The 18479-nt window shown below is 64.1% G+C and carries 14 protein-coding genes and 2 rRNA genes (1 of these 16 cut by a window edge); 7 read left to right on the top strand and 9 right to left on the bottom strand.

The window, feature by feature from the left end; genetic code table 11:
• Window positions 1-46 precede the first annotated feature (46 nt).
• Window positions 47-1462 carry a neutral zinc metallopeptidase gene (locus GFS60_RS11170; protein ID WP_159927074.1) on the top strand — a complete coding sequence of 472 codons (1416 nt, stop codon included), beginning with the start codon at window positions 47-49 and terminating at the stop codon, window positions 1460-1462.
• A 17-nt stretch (window positions 1463-1479) separates the two neighbouring features.
• Here the strand turns inward: GFS60_RS11170 and GFS60_RS11165 are convergent, their stop codons facing one another.
• The 3 genes from GFS60_RS11165 to GFS60_RS11155 form a co-directional block, all read right to left on the bottom strand.
• On the bottom strand, window positions 1480-2385 hold the full coding sequence (locus GFS60_RS11165; protein ID WP_159927072.1) for a tetratricopeptide repeat protein: 906 nt from the start codon (window positions 2383-2385) through the stop codon (window positions 1480-1482).
• A 131-nt stretch (window positions 2386-2516) separates the two neighbouring features.
• Window positions 2517-2888, bottom strand: a complete 372-nt coding sequence (locus GFS60_RS11160) for a DUF3817 domain-containing protein (protein ID WP_159921236.1) — start codon at window positions 2886-2888, stop codon at window positions 2517-2519.
• A 64-nt stretch (window positions 2889-2952) separates the two neighbouring features.
• A complete protein-coding gene (locus tag GFS60_RS11155; RefSeq protein WP_159921234.1) occupies window positions 2953-4146 on the bottom strand; it encodes an acetyl-CoA C-acetyltransferase in 1194 nt (397 codons plus the stop codon).
• A gap of 128 nt (window positions 4147-4274) precedes the next feature.
• Here GFS60_RS11155 and mce point away from each other — a divergent pair, with 128 nt between their 5' ends.
• Window positions 4275-4748, top strand: coding sequence for a methylmalonyl-CoA epimerase (gene mce / locus GFS60_RS11150; RefSeq protein ID WP_159921232.1), 474 nt, complete (start codon window positions 4275-4277; stop codon window positions 4746-4748).
• A gap of 136 nt (window positions 4749-4884) precedes the next feature.
• Entirely contained in the window at window positions 4885-5973 is a 1089-nt protein-coding gene (locus GFS60_RS11145) for a hypothetical protein (RefSeq protein WP_159921230.1), read from the top strand.
• Here GFS60_RS11145 and GFS60_RS39080 read toward each other — a convergent pair.
• Together GFS60_RS39080 and nucS are read right to left on the bottom strand one after the other, a co-directional pair.
• Entirely contained in the window at window positions 5970-6296 is a 327-nt protein-coding gene (locus tag GFS60_RS39080) for an ATP/GTP-binding protein (RefSeq protein WP_159921228.1), read from the bottom strand. The genes GFS60_RS11145 and GFS60_RS39080 overlap by 4 nt on opposite strands.
• A 16-nt stretch (window positions 6297-6312) precedes the next feature.
• The gene (gene nucS / locus GFS60_RS11135) at window positions 6313-6987 is read right to left on the bottom strand and encodes an endonuclease NucS (protein ID WP_109328727.1); all 675 of its coding nucleotides are present in this window, start codon (window positions 6985-6987) and stop codon (window positions 6313-6315) included.
• Between the two features lie 42 nt (window positions 6988-7029).
• On the opposite strand from nucS, the gene GFS60_RS11130 reads away from it, so the two are divergent.
• Complete coding sequence (locus GFS60_RS11130) at window positions 7030-8625, top strand: adenylate/guanylate cyclase domain-containing protein (RefSeq protein ID WP_201453607.1); 1596 nt, start codon at window positions 7030-7032, stop codon at window positions 8623-8625.
• On the opposite strand, the gene GFS60_RS11125 is transcribed toward GFS60_RS11130, so the two are convergent.
• Window positions 8572-9369 (bottom strand): TetR/AcrR family transcriptional regulator, encoded by a 798-nt coding sequence (locus tag GFS60_RS11125; protein WP_159921224.1) that lies wholly within the window; start codon window positions 9367-9369, stop codon window positions 8572-8574. The two genes, GFS60_RS11130 and GFS60_RS11125, sit on opposite strands and share 54 nt — an antisense overlap.
• Window positions 9370-9494: 125 nt before the next feature.
• On the opposite strand from GFS60_RS11125, the gene GFS60_RS11120 reads away from it, so the two are divergent.
• Window positions 9495-12314, top strand: coding sequence for a DEAD/DEAH box helicase (locus GFS60_RS11120; RefSeq protein WP_159921222.1), 2820 nt, complete (start codon window positions 9495-9497; stop codon window positions 12312-12314).
• Window positions 12311-13093 carry an SWIM zinc finger family protein gene (locus GFS60_RS11115; protein ID WP_159921220.1) on the top strand — a complete coding sequence of 261 codons (783 nt, stop codon included), beginning with the start codon at window positions 12311-12313 and terminating at the stop codon, window positions 13091-13093. Before GFS60_RS11120 ends, GFS60_RS11115 begins: the two co-directional genes overlap by 4 nt.
• On the opposite strand, the gene GFS60_RS11110 is transcribed toward GFS60_RS11115, so the two are convergent.
• On the bottom strand, window positions 13059-13394 hold the full coding sequence (locus tag GFS60_RS11110) for a UBP-type zinc finger domain-containing protein (protein WP_268962614.1): 336 nt from the start codon (window positions 13392-13394) through the stop codon (window positions 13059-13061). The genes GFS60_RS11115 and GFS60_RS11110 overlap by 35 nt on opposite strands.
• Before the next feature lie 179 nt (window positions 13395-13573).
• Between GFS60_RS11110 and GFS60_RS11105 the strand changes: the two genes are divergently transcribed.
• Window positions 13574-15169, top strand: a complete 1596-nt coding sequence (locus GFS60_RS11105; protein ID WP_159921216.1) for a PucR family transcriptional regulator — start codon at window positions 13574-13576, stop codon at window positions 15167-15169.
• A gap of 78 nt (window positions 15170-15247) precedes the next feature.
• Here the strand turns inward: GFS60_RS11105 and rrf are convergent.
• Both rrf and GFS60_RS11095 read right to left on the bottom strand, forming a co-directional pair.
• Window positions 15248-15364 (bottom strand): 5S ribosomal RNA (gene rrf / locus GFS60_RS11100).
• A gap of 156 nt (window positions 15365-15520) precedes the next feature.
• Window positions 15521-18479, bottom strand: a 23S ribosomal RNA gene (locus GFS60_RS11095) (it continues 176 nt past the right edge of the window).

Raw genomic sequence — 18479 nt, 5'->3', positions numbered from 1 at the left:
TGAGAGCACGGCGTTGTTGACCAGACGTCGGCAGTGGGTCGTGGGTATGGGTGTGCTCGCCCTGGTCGTACTGTGCGGCTGCGCGCGATCGATCGACGGTGACGCCGCCTCCATCTACGACGATCCTTTCAAGGTCGCCGGTCTGGACGCCACGTCCGGGCCGAGTGGCGCCCGGAAGGGGGTGCCGGACGCCGACCTTTCCGTCACCGGTACCGACGGCGGCGAGATCGACACGATGGTCGCCAATGCTGTCAGCGACATCGAGTCCTACTGGCGCACCCAGTTCCCCGCTCTGTTCCATCGCGACTTCGAACCAGTCGTAGAACTGATTTCGTGGGACCCCCGGGAATCGGACGGTCCGCGGTTCTGCGGGGACAGCACCGAAGAATTGCTCAATGCCGGGTATTGCAGCACCGACCACACCATCGGCTGGGACCGCGCGCTCCTCCTACCCGAGGTCGTGGAGAAGTTCGGTGTGGTTGCCGCGGTATTCGTCCTCGCCCACGAGTACGGGCATGCCGTTCAGACCAAGGCGGGAATCGCCGAGGTCGAGGTGGGCGGGGGCATCGTTCGCGAGCAGCAGGCCGACTGCTTCGGCGGGGCATTCATGCGGCACATCGCGGAAGACAAGTCATCCCACTTCACGTTGAACACCTCCGACGGGTTGAACAAGGTGCTGGCGTCGGCGGTCGCGATCGGCGATACCGATCCCAGCGACCCCGGCAATGTTCACGGTTCGGCGTTCGAGCGGGTCACCGCCACGCAGATCGGATTCACCGACGGCCCCGCACCCTGTACGCGCATCGACGAGAAGGAGATCGATTCTCGCCGTGCCGACCTCCCTCAGTTCTTCGCCGATGAATCCGACGACGGTGAACTACCCGTCACCGAGGAGTCGCTGGAGGCGTTCTTCACGTCGTTCCAGCAGATCTTCGACCTCAGCGATCCGCCGGAGCTGAACTTCGACGGCGCGGATCTCGGTTGCAGAGACGCCGAGGTCACCGAGCCGGTGTCGTTCTGTCCGGCGAGCAACACCATCGGCGTCAGTGTCGATGCCCTTGCCGAGCGTGGCACACCGGGCCGGCTGGGCCGGCGTGAGCTGTTCCAGACCGATCTGACCGGCGACTACAACGCATACGTTCTGCTGGCGTCGCGGTACACCCTGGCCCTGCAGAAGGACCGTGGAGACGACCTGCATTCACCGCAGACGGCTCTGCGCGCCGCCTGTTTGTCCGGCGTCATCACCACGGCGCTGAGCCCGGAAAATCCGGCCACCCTGGAGGAGGGCAGTGTGTGGCTTTCCCCCGGCGACCTCGACGAGGCAGTGTCGGGGCTGCTCACCGACGGGCTCGCCGCCAGCGATGTCAACGGCGAGACCGTCCCGAGTGGGTTCTCCCGGGTCGACGCCTTCCGCACCGGGGTGCTGGGCGGCGAGCAGGCTTGCGAGGGACGCTACCGCTGACCGGCCCAGAGCACCGGTCAGTACAGCGCGGCCGCGAGTTTCCTGCGTGCCGCCATGACCACCGGTTCGGCAGGGTCGAACAATTCGAACAGCTCGACCAGGCGGGTACGGACCCTCGTCTTGTCGTCGCCGGCGCTCCGGGCAATCACACCGATCAATCGGGCGAAAGCAGCTTCCGGGGCCTGCGAGTAGAGCTCCACGTCGGCGGCCTGCAGCTGAGCATCGATATCGTCGGGCGCCGCATCCGCCGCCGCGACGGCAGAGGGATCCACCGATTGCACGCGGGCGAGGAAACGAACCTGCCGCAGCGCACCCTGCGCTTCGGCGTTGGCGGGTTCCTCGTCGAGGATGCGCTGGAATGCGGCTTCTGCGCCGGCCAGATCGCCTTCGTCGAGGGCCGCCTCGGCAGCAACGAAGCGGGGGTCCTCCGGTTCCGGCTGGTCGGCGTCTGCGCCATCCGACGGAGGGCCGCTGAGCTTTCCGGCGACTGCCTGCGCGATGGCGGCCAGCCACTGACGCAGTTGCGGTTCGGGCTGCACACCCTGGAAGTCCGCCAAGGGCTGCCCCGCCGCGATGGCGACGACCGTCGGGACCGACTGGACCCCGAATGCCTGGGCGATGCGCGGGTTGGCGTCGACGTCGACCTTGGCAAGCACCCAGGTGCCACCCGTCTCGTGAGCCAACTTCTCGAGCAGCGGCGAGAGTTGCTTGCACGGCTCACACCAGGTGGCCCAGAGGTCGACGACGACCGGGACCTGCTGGGACCGGACGAGCACCTCGGCTTCGAAGTTGGCCTCGGTGACCTCGACGACCGGGGCGAGCCCGGAACCGGCGGCCGAGGGCGCGGCTCCGTTTCCGGAGGGTGCAGGGGGCGGGGTGGTGGCGCGCTCCTTGAGTGCTGACAGATCGACTGCGCCGGTCATGGCGGCGGCCACTGCAGAGGAACGCGCGGGAGGACGAGAACCTGGTCGAGTCACGCACCCAGTTTGTCACGATTCGTGGGCGTACCGGAAAGCGGGCACACGACCCGAGGAAGGCTCGACCTCCTACGGCCTCAGACCAGCGAAGGCGTGTTCTTCGCTGCGCTCTCGTCGGACAGTTCAGCCATGCGACCGGCGCGAACGGCCCAGACCTCGAACACGACCGTGCCGAAGGGGGGAATGCTGGCAACGAGCGCCCAGAACGTGGTGAGCAGAGACCAGCTCAGCTTGCGTGCCGTCCACAGCGCGATCAAGACGTACAGGACGAATACACCCCCGTGGAGGGGGCCGAAGATCTTCACACCGATCTCGTTACCGTCGGCGGGCAGATACTTGAATGCCATACCGATGAGGAGGCCGAGCCAGGTGATTGCTTCCAGAATTGCGACAAATCGGAAGCGCTTGGCCGTGGTGCTGAGATCGAAGACGTTCGCCATGGCGACCATTGTGCCCGACTATCTACGACGGTCCGTAGTGGTGTGAGATACACCACCACGGCTCGTCGCCCATCTACTTCTTGGGGACGCGGACGATCAGTGCGTCACCTTGACCGCCGCCGCCGCACAGTGCGGCCACACCCACACCGCCGCCGCGGCGCTGCAACTCGAGGGCCAGATGCAGGGTGACCCGCGCCCCGGACATGCCCAGCGGATGCCCCACAGCGATCGCCCCACCATTGACGTTGACCTTCGCCGGATCCAGCCCCAGCTCACGGGTCGAGACGATCCCGACAGCCGCGAAGGCCTCGTTGATCTCGACGAGGTCGAGATCCTTCGGGTCGATGCCCTCCTTCGCGCACGCCTTCGCGATCGCCCGCGCCGGCTGCGACTGCAACGTCGAGTCCATACCCGCAACCACGCCGTGCGGGCCGATCTCGGCCAGCCACTCGAGACCGAGCTCCTCGGCCTTGGCCTTGCTCATCACGACCACAGCCGCCGCACCGTCGGAAATTTGCGACGCGGACCCGGCCGTGACCGTCCCGTCCTTCGCGAAGGCCGGACGCAACTTTGCCAACGTGTCGATCGTGGTGTCGGCGCGCACCCCTTCGTCGGCGGCGAAGACCACCGGATCGCCCTTGCGCTGCGGGATCGACACCGGCACCACCTCGTCGTCGAACAACCCGTCCTTCCACGCCCGGGCCGCGTTCTGGTGCGACGCCGCCGCGAACGCGTCCTGATCTTCGCGGCTGACCGGGACACTGTCGGACTTGTTCCGCGCCTCCGTCAGATTTCCCATTGCCTGATCGGTGAAAATGTCGTGCAACCCGTCGAACGCCATGTGATCACGCATCGTCACATCGCCGTACTTGAACCCCTCCCGCGACTTCTCCAGCAAATGCGGCGCCCGCGACATCGACTCCTGCCCACCGGCAACGACCACCTCGAACTCCCCCGCCCGGATCAACTGATCCGCCAACGCGATCGCATCGATCCCCGACAAACACACCTTGTTCACCGTCAACGCCGGCACATCCATCGGAATCCCGGCCGCGACCGCCGCCTGCCGCGCCGGCATCTGCCCCGCCCCCGCCGTCAGGACCTGACCCATGATCACGTACTCCACCTGATCCGGCGCCACCCCCGCCTTCTCCAGCGCACCCTTGATCGCGATCCCACCCAGATCCGAACCCGAGAAATCCTTCAACGAACCCATCAACCGACCCATCGGCGTACGGGCCCCGGCAACAATCACAGAACTGGTCACGTTTTCCTCCGCGGATCCTTCGATTTCTGTCGGCCGATCACGTCCGGGCGAACACGTCTGCGTGCACAGCACGACGGAAGTCACATCCCGACGAGAACTACAGAAACGGTAGCGCTAACGTCGAGGGCATGACACAGACCTCCCCCTCTCAGCCCCCGTCGCCGCTGTCTTCGGACCTGGTGACCGCCATCGACCACGTCGGCATCGCCGTTCCCGACCTCGATTCGGCCATCGCGTGGTACGCGGAGCATCTCGGCATGGTGTCGACCCATGAGGAAGTGAACGAGGAGCAGGGCGTGCGCGAGGCGATGCTCAGCGTCGTCGGCGCGCCTGAGGGCAGCACCGCGCTGCAGCTGCTCGCCCCGCTGAACGAGAGCTCGACCATCGCCAAGTTCATCGATCGGAGCGGTCCCGGTCTCCAGCAGCTGGCGTACCGGGTCACCGACATCGACGCCCTCTCCGCGCAGCTCCGCGATCGCGGCGTACGCCTCCTCTACGACGCTCCCCGCCGCGGGACCGCGGACTCGCGGATCAACTTCGTCCATCCCAAGGATGCCGGCGGAGTCCTCATCGAGCTCGTGGAGCCTTCGGCGGGCCACTGAGGCGGAGCCGTCGTCAGGCCACTGAGGCGGAGCCGTCGTCAGGCCCCTGATGCTTGGCCCCGTGGCCTGCGCGGGAGCAGTGAAGACCAGGTAGGCCGAAAGACAAGCACGGCTTTGCCCAGGTAGATTGGCGGCCATGGTAAACGAGCAGGACCGTGGTTCGATCCCCCTTCCGTTCTCCGTGGCGCGTAAGGGCTTCGACCGGGACGAGGTGCGCAACTACTTCGAGCGTTTCGATGCGGAGTTGCGCGTGACGGCGGCCGACCGGGACGCGGCGGCGGCGCAGGCACGCGATCTCGCGAAGCAGCTCGACGATGCGCGGGACGAGATCGACGAGCTCCGCAAGGACGTCGATCGCCTGTCCGTTCCCCCCACTACCGCGGAGGGTATGAGCGACCGCATCTCGCGGATGCTCCGCCTGGCGTCCGACGAAGCCTCGGAGGTGCGCGCCAAGGCGGAGGCCGATGCTGCGGAGATGATCTCGATCGCCGAGCAGGAGGCCGCTCAGCTTCGTGGCCAGTACGAGTCGCTGGTCGCCGAACTCGAGGACCGTCGTAGCGCCCTCGAGACCGAGCACACGCAGACCATGGCCAAAGCCCGCACCGAGGCGGCGCGCATCGTCGAGGCGGCGCAGGCCGAGCGTGACCGCCTCGCGGCCGAGGCCGATCTGCGCCGGGCGCAGGTGCAGGAAGATTTCGACCTCTCCATGTCCGAGCGCAGGCAGAAGACGATTGCCGCGGTCAACGAACTCGAGGCGACCAGCAAGGCCGAAGCTCAGCGACGGCTCGCCGACGCCACGCACGAGGCGGAGCGCAGGCTGCAGGCGGCCACCGACCAGTCGGAGCGCAAGATCGCCCACGCCAAGGAACTTGCCGAGGAGCTTCGCGTACTCCGCGGCCGAATCCTCGCTCAGCTGTTGGGCATTCGCGGTCAGCTCGATTCGGTTCCCGCCATGCTGGCGTCCGTCAACCGGGAGAGCGAACTACTGGACGCCCACCCCGAGACCGCCCCGCAGTCGAACGCACGCTCCAACGAGAGCAACGACTCCCGGTCTGCGCAGAAGAACGCTCCCGCGCGAAACGAGTCCACCTCAGGTCGGGTCGAGTCCGACGACAAGGCAGACGATCACTCGGATGCCGACGCCGACACCGCAGTCCTGTCGGCAGTCGACGAGGAATCGAACGCCGACTCGGCGGATCAGCGGACGGTCAAGACGGGCAGCTAGGACCACCGGCGCGTCAGGCCCCGGGTGCTGCGTCCCGACCAGCACCCGGTGTGCCAGTGCCGCCGGTCATCGGCCCCGCCGTATTCCGCGGGCCACGTCACGAGATGGGGTACCCCCGGCCGGATGTCGTGATCGCAGCCCGGGCACCGGTAGGTTTTGGTGGCACGTGACCCCGGGATGGTGCGCACGACGTAGTCCTCGTCGCTGTACCCGCCGGGGCCCGATTCCAGGCGTGTCAGTGCATCGCCGAACCCGGCTTCGTCGCGGTTCGCATTGGACGCACCTCGGCGCGTGTTCCTGGGTTGGGGTTTGCGACGGGGCACGGAACCAGCCTAGGCCTCAGAAAAGCCGGAACTCGGTGCTCTCGGTGCCCCGGAGCGCTTCGTAGTCGAGCACCAAGCATCGGATCCCGCGGTCCGTGGCAAGAGTTTTCGCTTGAGGCTTGATCTGTTGGGCGGCGAAGACTCCGCTCACGGGCGCGAGCAAGGGGTCCCGGTTGAGGAGTTCGAGGTACCGCGTCAACTGTTCGACTCCGTCGATGTCACCTCTGCGCTTGATCTCGACGGCGACGGACGCGCCATCGGCGTTCCGGCACAGGAGGTCGACCGGGCCGATGGCCGTCATGTATTCGCGACGCACGAGGGTGTATCCGGTGCCGAGGGTTTCGACGTGTTCGGCAAGCAGTTCCTGCAGGTGCGCTTCGACGCCGTCCTTGACGAGCCCGGGATCGACCCCGAGCTCGTGGCTGGAGTCGTGCTCGATGTCCTCGATCGTGATGCGTAGTTCCTCACCGGCCTTGTTGGTGACAACCCACAGTGCTCCGCCGTCGTCTGCGGCTCCTTCGACGAGCCAGCACGGCGGGCTCATCCAGTTGAGCGGCTTGTAGGCGCGGTCGTCGGCATGAATGCTCACCGATCCGTCGGCCTTGATCAGCAACAGACGACGCGCAGTGGGAAGATGTGCCGTCAAGCGGCCTACGTAGTCGACTCGGCATCTGGCAATCACTAGGCGCACTCGATCACCCTAAGGGATCGCGCCGACTAGTCTCGAATGACTATGCGCCGCCCTCGCAGATCTGTCGCCCCGCTGGGGTCGTGGTTGCTCGGATCGCCGGATGAAAGCCCGCGCCGCCGCCGCGTCCGCGTCCAATTACTGCTCACCGCTCCGTTGGTGGTCACCAACCTCATCGGGGCACTGATTGCGTGTCTGCTCATCAGCGTGGTCGTCCCAGGGCCGAGCGTGTGGTCCGGTGAATTCATGCTCGCCAATTTCGTCGCGGTGCCTGTATTCGTGCTGACAGCAGTGTTGATCGGGGTGACGTGGGGCACTCGGCGGATCGTCTCCGACCTTCGATGGTCCACAGTCGACCGGAACCCCACCGAGAGCGACCGTGCAGCTGCGTTCCGGGCGCCGTGGCGGCTGACGCGAGTCCAGGCGGCCCTGTGGGGTCTGGGATGGGTGTTCTTCACCGCGCTGTACGGCATCATCAACCCGCAAACAATCCCCAAAGTGGCATTTACCGTTGCCTTTGCCGGAATAACCATCTGCGCGTTCTGCTATCTACTCACCGAATTCGCCCTGCGCCCCGTCGCGGCCCGGGCGCTGAGTTCAGGGGAACCGCGGACCCGCCGGACCCTGGGTATCACCGGTCGAACCGTGCTCGCCTGGGTCCTCGGAACCGGAGTGCCACTGCTCGGACTGATGCTCATCGCTGTGTTCAGTTTCATTCGCTACGCCAGTCCCACCAGCCTTGCGGTGTCGATCCTCGCGCTCGGTGGTGTAATCCTCTGTTTCGGCCTGCTGCTCGTCGTGATCAGTGTGCGGGCCACCGAGGCTCCGATCCGTTCGGTGCAGTTGGGGATGGCCGAGGTCGCCGACGGGAAGCTGGACGCCGAGGTGATCGTGTACGACGGCACCGAACTGGGCGAGCTGCAGACCGGCTTCAACCGCATGGCCGAGGGCCTGCGCGAGCGCGAGAAGATCCGCGATCTCTTCGGGCGACACGTCGGGCAGGAGGTTGCGAGCAATGCGCTTCGCCACCGGCCGGAGCTGGGCGGTGAGGAGCGGGATGTATCCGTGCTCTTCGTCGACATCATCGGATCGACCACCTTGACCGCCACCCGCTCCCCCGCGGAGGTTGTCGAGTTACTCAATCGATTCTTCAATGTCGTGGTCGACGAGGTGGACCGCCGATGCGGGTTCGTCAACAAATTCGAAGGTGATGCCGCGCTTGCCATCTTCGGTGCACCGGTCGCGCTCGACGATCATGCGGGTGCAGCACTGTCCGCCGCTCGTGCTCTGCGCGAACGGCTCGCCGCCGAGGTCCGCGAGTGCGAGGCGGGTATCGGAGTTGCGACCGGGCGCGCGGTCGCGGGCAACATCGGCGCGCACGAACGATTCGAGTACACGGTGATCGGCGATCCCGTCAACGAAGCGGCGCGTCTGTCCGAGTTGGCCAAGAACGTCCCCGGACGGCTTGTGGCGTCCCAGCGTGCCACCGACGAAGCGGGCGAGGACGAACGGCGGCAGTGGACCCTCACCGACAGCGTGACTCTTCGTGGTCGCGTGGAACCCACCCGGCTGGCTGTTCCCACGGCGCTACTCGAGGGAGCGTCCACCGTTTCGGATCAGGGCGCCGATTCCGTCGAGTAGGCGGGCGAGACCGAATTCGAAGGCATGGTCGGGGGCGAAGGCGGCGTTGTGGTGTTCGCCGGCCGAGGCCCCGACTCGGGCGGCAAGCGGAAAGCGGTCGGGGTCGAACACCTTCTCGAAATGCGGCGCCACGCTGCGCCACCATTCGCTGTCGGCGTCTCCCCGAGCAGCCAGTGCTGCCGCTTCGGCGGCGGCCCGCGCGGCGCCTACCGCGAAACTGTCGACCAGGGTCACCACGGAGTCCATCTCGAGGTCTGAGAGTCCGAGCCCTTCGACCGCAGCCAGCTCGCGCTCGTACTTCGCCATAGCCCCGGGTCCCAGCACCGGCCGGCTGAGTGTGACGACGTTCAGCATCCACGGATGGGCGCGGAGGAGCTCGAAATAGCCGCGTGCTGCCGCGGCGAGCCGATCCCGCCACGCTGCGACCGGGTCGGCGCTGCCGTCAGGGGCGGCGTGGAGAGTGGACAGCATCCGGTCGGTCATCACATCGACCAGTTCCACCTTGCCGGGAACGTGCGTGTACAGCGACATCGCCCCGGCTCCGAGCTCAGCTGCGAGGCGGCGCATCGAGACAGCATCGAGTCCCTCCGCGTCGGCGAGGCCGATCGCGACGTCGACGATGCGGTCTAGGTTCAGCCCCGCCTGTCCCCGACGGGGCCGCGACACGGGCGCACTGCCACCGCCCCACAGCAACTCCATGGTTCGAGCCGGGTCGCCGCCCTGTGGTGTCGCGATTCCAGCCATGTCGGAATCTTCCCATGACGTCTCGGGAACTCGAGGGATCACCGCGTCGTTGACGTACGACGTACCGTATGAGGCGCTGGTATGTGGGGTGAAGTCGCCTGCACGCCGCTGGGAAGGGTGAAGTTGTGACAGTAGAGCCGGCTCTCACGAGCTACGCGGCCACGTTCGTACCCGCCGAAGTTCCGCGGAACGCACACCTTGTCTTCTGGAACGACAAACCACAGGGTGCCCCTCCCCCGAATTCGGACTCGTACACGCGCCTCGCCGTCGGCGAGCATGCGGTAGCCAGCCTTCCGACGCGGCGAGTGTCCCTGCGCGACGCGCTCCCCATTCTCTTGGCCCTGCCGGCCGAGGCCGAGGTCCACCGGTCGGTCGCCTTCTTCGCCGCCTGCGGTCGGACCGCCGTCGGGTATCTCGCGAAGGGTTCGATTCTTCCGTCCGTGACCGCGAGCGGACAGGACGTGTGGCGACTCGGCGTCCTCGACACGGACGAGCAACGCCACCTCAGCAGCCTTGCCGCTGCCCTTCCACCCGAGGCCCGCGCGATCCCCTCGGGTGAACTGTCCGAGGACGCGAGGGCGGTCCTGCTTCCGGCTGCGTCGGAGGTGGTGCGCGGCTTTGTGACGTCCGTCCTCGATGCGCTTCCCAGGGTGTGCGCCCCCGCCGAGTCCGACGCCTTACCGTATCTGGGATGGAACACTGTCGGCGTTCCCCGACTCAGGGCCTGGACCGCCTCCCACGCGCCCACGACCGTGGCTCTGTCCCTGCGCATCGATCCTGTTCCGGCCATGGGAACCGTCGATCTGGTGGACAGCGATTTCGACGCCACTCTCCAGGTGCACGGGGTGGACAGGCCCGGAATCGTCTGCGACGCCGTGGATCTCTGGCGCTATCCGAGCATGGCGGAGTCCGCGTTCATGGTCGACCCGCGGATTGCGGTACTCGAAGCTCTCCGTCGTGCCGCGCTTCGGTGGGCACCGCTCGAGGATCTCCTGCGCTCCGAGGCGCCGGATCGGATCAGGCTCGACGACGACGACGTCGCAGCACTTGCCGGTGACGCCGGCGCTCGTCTGCGCCATGAAGGCATCGAGATCCATTGGCCGCGGGAGCTGATGACGCAGACATCGACCCGCATGGTTCTGGGCGAGTCCGCGGTGAGTGAGGGGCCCACCGCGTTCAGTGGTGACCACGCCTTCCGGTTCGACTGGCGGGTGGCGATCGGCGACGAGGTCCTCACCCGGGAGGACATGGAGAAGCTGGTCGCTTCCGAACGCGCCGTGGTGCGACTGCGTAATCGCTACGTCGTCGCCGACTCGGCGCTCGTGCGGAAGACCCTGCAGCGGCGAACCGGCACGATGCCGATGGTCGAGGCACTACGCGCCTCGTTGACAGGCCGAACTGGCCGCGGCGAGGGAGAGTGTCGTGTCGATACCTACGGAGCACTCGCCCGCACGGCCCGAGAACTCACCGACAAGATCGCCCTCGACGTGCCCGTGCCGGCCGCGCTGCGCGCACAACTGCGGGACTACCAACTTGCCGGCTTCCGATGGCTTGCGGCGCTCACCTCCCGCGGGCTGGGAGCTTGCCTGGCCGACGACATGGGGCTCGGTAAGACGTTGACCCTCATAGCACTTCACGTCCACCGTCAGCAGGAAGTCGAGACCTCGGGACCCTCCCTCGTCGTCTGCCCCGCATCCTTGTTGGGCAACTGGCGCCGCGAGATCGAACGCTTCGCCCCGGATACGAGAGTCTTCATCCATCACGGCCCGAGACGATCAGCGCCGAGTGAGTACCTCACGGACAGCGCCGACGCGATCGTGCTGACCACGTATGCGACGATGCGGCTCGACGCCGGCGCCCTCGCCGCGACCGGGTGGGGACTCGTCGTCGCGGACGAGGCCCAGCATCTGAAGAATCGCAATGCCTCGGTCACGAGAGCTCTGCGCACTGTGCCGGGCCGGGCTCGCGTCGCCCTCACCGGAACGCCGGTGGAGAACAGACTCAGCGATCTGTGGTCGATACTCGACGGTGTCACACCCGGTCTCCTCGGCACATACGCACAATTTCGGCGGCGCTACGACAACCCGAGCGGCGGCGACGGCGTGGATCGTGCTAGCGAGCTGGCCGGCCTCATCGCACCGTTCGTCCTACGCCGAAAGAAGTCGGATCCCGGGATAGCCCCGGAGCTTCCACCGAAAACCGAAATCGACGTGGATGTCGGGCTCACTCCAGAGCAGGCTGCGTTGTACGAAGCGCTCGTCCGGGAGGCTCTCGAACAGATTCGTAGCAGCGACGGCATGCAGCGTCGCGGCGGTATCGTGTCCCTGCTGACCGGCCTCAAACAGATCTGCAACCACCCAGCGCAGTACCTCGGGCAACAGCCCACGTCCCTGGGGGGCCGCTCCCAGAAGATCGACCTCCTCGACGACCTGGTCGACACCACTCTGTCGGAGGACGGCCGATCGCTGGTCTTCACCCACTTCACTGCGATGGGGCGACTTCTGCGGCAGCACCTGAGCTCCCGCGGTATCGAGTGCGAATTCCTCCATGGCGGCACCTCGGTAGCTGCCAGGGAGGAACTGGTGAAACGGTTTCAGAGTGGCGACGTACCGGTCTTGATTCTGTCCCTCAAAGCCGCGGGGACCGGACTCAATCTGACGCGAGCGGATCACGTCGTACACTTCGATCGCTGGTGGAATCCGGCCGTCGAAGACCAAGCAACCGATCGTGCCTACCGGATCGGCCAGCACCGGCCGGTGGTGGTCCATCGCTTCATCACCGCGGGCACCATCGAGGAACGTATTGCCGCCATGCTCGACAGCAAACGAGCGCTCGCCGACTCGGTCCTACTTCGCGGTGCCGCCGCCTTCACCGAACTGACCGACGGAGAACTCACCGAACTCGTGGCGTTGAGCCCCGACTATCAACTCGGAGGCATTCTGTGACGACGACCGCGTTGACACTTCCCCCCTTCGGGGTCCAAAAGGGCAAACGTACTCGCGGTAGGACCTGGTGGGCCCAGCAGTGGGTGGACGATCTCGAGCAATCTGCACTCGACTCTCACACGCTGAAGCAGGGACGCGCTCATGCCCGCGGCGGAATGGTCGGCCCGCTGACCTTCGCCGCCGGACTTCTTTCCGCCGACGTGCATTCCAGCGACGAGCTGCTGCACGTGCGCATTCGTGTCGATGTGCTCGACGATGCAGAGTGGGAGCGGGTATCTGCCGCGCTCAGATCGAGGAGTGGCCACGTCGCCCAGTTGTCCAGCGGAACGCTTCCGCGCGAACTGCACGAAGATCTCGCGGCAATCGGCATATCGCTCCTGCCTTCGATGTTCGATGCGGACGCGACATGCACGTGTGAGGACTGGGACGCGCCTTGCCGACATGCCGCGGCGGTCCTGTACCAGGCCGCGTGGATACTCGACGACGACCCGCTGCTGGTGTTTCTGCTCCGCGGTCGCGAGGGTCGGCAACTGCTCGACTTGCGGCACGAATCGCACCAGGAAAACCTTTCGGACTCCTCGTTCGCCGCCACGTCGAGGCCTACGCCGGCCGCCGACGCCTACGCTGACGTCCCCGGTGACTTGCCGACGATGCCCACCACCGAGGGGGCCGTCCCACCGCGCCCCGGGTGGCTGGACGATGCGCCGCCCGAAGTTCCCGCAGACGCAATCTGGACGGCGATTCTCACTGCGATTTCGCGATACGGAGATCCTGTCTGACATCCTTCGTCAGTCCCGGCACGACGCTCGGGCCGACGACCCTCGTCCCGGTCGCCGGATACGGCGTACAGATCTTCACGTCATGCACGAAGCACCAGCGCCAGTTGTCCCCGGGATGCAGAGACTGTGCGATCGGATGCCCGCTGGTCTGTGCGTGGTGTCTGGCATGGCGCATTGGTGACGAGTCACTACAGCCGACGTACCCACACGTCAGGCACAGCATCAGGTGTGCCCACCGGGTGCCGAGTTCGAGACAGCCCTCGCACCCGTCCGACGTATGCGCGACGACGTCGCGAATCATGTTCAGATCAGGATCGTGCCAGGTATCGGATTGGATCATGTCGCCACCCCTCATCCCCAAGATTGACGCCTGCGGGCGCGCACCACATGGTCACGGCGGAACGAAAGAGTCTGACGCGAATCGGCACGGATGCACACCCTTGGGGGTTTCGACCCTGGATATCCGGGGTAGATCAAGGCATGGATCTGGAAGCATCCCCAGACCCCAGGGTGGTCGACACTCCTCGGGCATCCGACCTCTGTACCGTTCTGGCACTCACAGCGGACATGCATGACTCCAGTGATCGGGACATTATCCTCGGCGTGATGCGGGAGGCCCTTGGTCACTTGGGACCGTTCACAGTGGAACCGGTGGCAGGAGATGCCGACGGATTCTGGCGTCAGCGCATTCTGTTCGACGACCCTTCGGTCGACACCATCGCGCTGATGATCAGGGCCGCTCGTCCACCAACCCAGAGGGAAGTCACTCTTCTCGAACTGCTGATTCAGCACACCATGTCTGCCCTGCGTTCAGCCTCCCGCGCCTTGCGCGCAGAAGCGCAGGCACGCAGTGTGCGAGAAGCTTCCGACGAAGTGGCCGTAGTGACGGAGCAGCTCGAGCGACTCCAGTCCGAAGCGAGGATCCGTGAAACGCTCGATCGGCTTTCTCTCGCGGGCGCGTCCGAAGCGGTCATCGCGGATAACCTCCATCAGCTGACCGGACTACCCGTGGGCGTCGAGGACCAATTCGGCAACCTCCGAGTCTGGGCCGGTCCCGGAAAGATGCCGCGATATCGTCGGATTGGGGGCCGGAATCGAGTCGACGTCGTGCGCCGAGCCACTATGGAGGGCAAACCGCTGCGGGATGACAACCGGATCCTGCAGATCGTTCGACCCCGTCAAGCTCTGCTGGGGATCGTGTACCTCTGCGACCCGGAACACGAGGCGACGGACTTGGACACGTTCGCGCTGGAACACGCCGCGACGGTCCTCGCCATCGAGATGGCGCACGAACGGTCGTTGGCGGAGACCGAGGCACGGTTGAGCCGCGACCTCGGGGACGATCTTCTCTCTGGAACCGACGACGACAGTGCCTACTCCCGTGCCGAAGCACTTGGCTACGACCTTCACGAACCGCAGCGAGTTCTGGTGGTCGAGTGGGATTCGGAGACGAATGCGGATACCGTGTCCGACGCCCTACACCGATACTTCGCCTCGACCGATTCCGCGGCCCTTCTCATGCACCGCAGCGACCACGGTTCGGGGGTCGTCGCCGCGATTACACAGTCGAAAACCGATGCGGTTGAAGCGTTCCGAACTGTGGAGAAGACCCTCGGGCCGGCGAGCGGAGTGATGGGTGTCGGATCAGAATGTTCGTCACCCAGTGAGATACCTCAGTCGTACAGCAACGCGGTACGAGCTCTGGAAATACGAAAGCAATCACTGTCGCCCTGGGGCGTGGCACATTTCGACGAATTGGGCGTGTACCGCATCCTCGACGCGCACGCGACGACACGCGACGTCGAAAATTTCGTTCAGGAATGGCTCGGGCCGCTCCTCGACTACGACCGGGACCACCACAGCACCATGACAGCCACCTTGGCCCAGTATCTGGACTGCGGTGGCAAGTACGACGAAACCGCTCGCGCTCTCCGAATTCACCGCAGTACCTTGAGATACCGCATGTCCCGTATACACGAACTCACCGATCGTGATCTCCGGAGCGTCGATACCCGGTTGAACCTTCATCTCGCCACGCGGGCGTTGCAGGTACTCGCCGGCGCTACCCGATCATGAGGGTCCCGAGACCAACCATTCTTGTTGTGGAATGCCGGAAGCCCCCCAACAGGTGTTGGGGGGCTTCCGGTAACGGATGTTCGGCGGTGTCCTACTCTCCCACACCCTGTCGAGTGCAGTACCATCGGCGCTGGAGGGCTTAGCTTCCGGGTTCGGAATGGGGCCGGGCGTTTCCCCTCCGCTATGGCCGCCGTAACTCTATGAAACTGTCACACACCCATCGTCCCTTTGCCGGTTTCCCCTCCGTGGCCACGCACCCGGGTGGGTGCGGAACTTGTCGGGGGTTCCGTAAAAGGGAAAAGGGTATCTGTGTGTTGTTTCAGATACTGCACAGTGGACGCGTAGCTTCTTTGTGGTAAGTCCTCGGCCTATTAGTACCAGTCACCTACACCCATTACTGGGCTTCCAGTTCTGGCCTATCAACCCGGTGGTCTGCCGGGGGCCTTACCCCCTCGAGGGGGTGAGAAACCTCATCTTGGAACAGGCTTCCCGCTTAGATGCTTTCAGCGGTTATCCCTTCCGAACGTAGCTAACCAGCGGTGCTCCTGGTGGAACAACTGGCACACCAGAGGTTCGTCCGTCCCGGTCCTCTCGTACTAGGGACAGCCTTCCTCAAGTTTCTAACGCGCGCGGCGGATAGAGACCGAACTGTCTCACGACGTTCTAAACCCAGCTCGCGTGCCGCTTTAATGGGCGAACAGCCCAACCCTTGGGACCTACTCCAGCCCCAGGATGCGACGAGCCGACATCGAGGTGCCAAACCATCCCGTCGATATGGACTCTTGGGGAAGATCAGCCTGTTATCCCCGGGGTACCTTTTATCCGTTGAGCGACACCGCTTCCACTTGCCGGTGCCGGATCACTAGTCCCGACTTTCGTCCCTGCTCGACTTGTCAGTCTCACAGTCAAGCTCCCTTGTGCACTTGCACTCGACACCTGATTGCCAACCAGGCTGAGGGAACCTTTGGGCGCCTCCGTTACATTTTGGGAGGCAACCGCCCCAGTTAAACTACCCACCAGGCACTGTCCCTGAACCAGATCATGGTCCGAGGTTAGAGGTCCAATACGATCAGAGTGGTATTTCAACAACGACTCCACACTCACTGGCGTGAGCGCTTCACAGTCTCCCACCTATCCTACACAAACCGAACCGAACACCAATACCAAGCTGTAGTGAAGGTCCCGGGGTCTTTTCGTCCTGCCGCGCGTAACGAGCATCTTTACTCGTAATGCAATTTCGCCGAGTCTATGGTTGAGACAGCTGAGAAGTCGTTACGCCATTCGTGCAGGTCGGAACTTACCCGACAAGGAATTTCGCTACCTTAGGATGGTTATAGTTACCACCGCCGTTTACTGGGGCTTAAATTCTCAGCTTCGCCACCGAAATGGCTAACCGGTCCTCTTAACCTTCCAGCACCGGGCAGGCGTCAGTCCGTATACATCGTCTTACGACTTCGCACGGACCTGTGTTTTTAGTAAACAGTCGCTTCTCACTGGTCTCTGCGGCCCCACCCAGCTCACACTGCAAGAGTGATCACCAGACGAGGCCCCCCTTCTCCCGAAGTTACGGGGGCATTTTGCCGAGTTCCTTAACCATAGTTATCTCGATCGCCTTAGTATTCTCTACCTGACCACCTGTGTCGGTTTGGGGTACGGGCCGTGTGAAAGCTCGCTAGAGGCTTTTCTCGGCAGCATAGGATCACTGAATTCGCCTCATTCGGCTATGCGTCACCTCTCAGGATATGTGTGACCCGGATTTGCCTAGGTCACTCCCTACAGGCTTACACCAGTATTACCACTGACTGGCTCAGCTACCTTCCTGCGTCACCCCATCGCTTGGCTACTACCAGATCAGGTCCCACGCATCCACCACGCACGAACCCGAAGGTCCACACGCGGTTTCAGGGTGGTTAGTATCACTGATTCACCAGGGGCGCGTTCACACGGGTACGGGAATATCAACCCGTTGTCCATCGGCTACGCCTGTCGGCCTCGTCTTAGGTCCCGACTCACCCTGGGCGGATTAACCTGGCCCAGGAACCCTTGGTCATTCGGCGGACGAGTTTCTCACTCGTCTTTCGCTACTCATGCCTGCATTCTCACTCGTGTGGCCTCCACGGCTGGGTCACCCCGCCGCTTCCATGGCCACACGACGCTCCCCTACCCATCCACACCACTGCCCACCCTCCCGCAGGAAAATGGGGGTGCATTGTGTGAATGCCGCAGCTTCGGTGGTGTACTTGAGCCCCGCTACATTGTCGGCGCAGGATCACTTGACCAGTGAGCTATTACGCACTCTTTCAAGGGTGGCTGCTTCTAAGCCAACCTCCTGGTTGTCTTCGCGACCCCACATCCTTTTCCACTTAGTACACGCTTAGGGACCTTAGCTGGCGATCTGGGCTGTTTCCCTCTCGACTACGAACCTTATCGCCCGCAGTCTCACTGCCGCGCTCTCACTCACCGGCATTCGGAGTTTGGCTGATTTCGGTAAGCTTGTGGGCCCCCTAGACCATCCAGTAGCTCTACCTCCGATGAGAAACACGCGACGCTGCACCTAAATGCATTTCGGGGAGAACCAGCTATCACGGAGTTTGATTGGCCTTTCACCCCTACCCACAACTCATCCCCTCAGTTTTCAACCTAAGTGGGTTCGGTCCTCCACGACGTCTTACCGTCGCTTCAACCTGGCCATGGGTAGATCACTCCGCTTCGGGTCTAGAACATGCCACTATGAACGCCCTATTCGGACTCGCTTTCGCTACGGCTACCCCACACGGGTTAACCTCGCGACATGCCACTAACTCGCAGGCTCATTCTTCAAAAGGCACGCCATCACCCCCAGTGACAAGTCACTCGAAGGCTTTGACGGATTGTAAGCGCACGGTTTCAGGTACTATTTCACTCCCCTCCCGGGGTACTTTTCACCTTTCCCTCACGGTACTAGTCCGCTATCGGTCACCAGGGAGTATTCAGGCTTATCGGGTGGTCCCGACAGATTCACACCAGATTTCACGGGCCCGGTGCTACTTGGGTTTTCATCACGACAGTCACAATGTTTTCGTGTACGGGATTCTCACCCTCTACGACAGGCCGTTCCAGACCACTTCCACTAACACCATGATTTCTTACTGTCGGCCAACACGGCAGCATTGACAAGATGAACCCCACAACCCCACGAATGCAACGCCTGCCGGCTATCACACATCCATGGTTTAGCCTCTTCCGCTTTCGCTCGCCACTACTCACGGAATCACTATTGTTTTCTCTTCCTGTGGGTACTGAGATGTTTCACTTCCCCACGTTCCCTCCA

It is taken from the genome of Rhodococcus sp. WAY2 (assembly GCF_009859915.1).
Classification (GTDB): domain Bacteria; phylum Actinomycetota; class Actinomycetes; order Mycobacteriales; family Mycobacteriaceae; genus Rhodococcus_F; species Rhodococcus_F oxybenzonivorans.
This window is presented reverse-complemented; position numbering and strand designations above follow the sequence as displayed.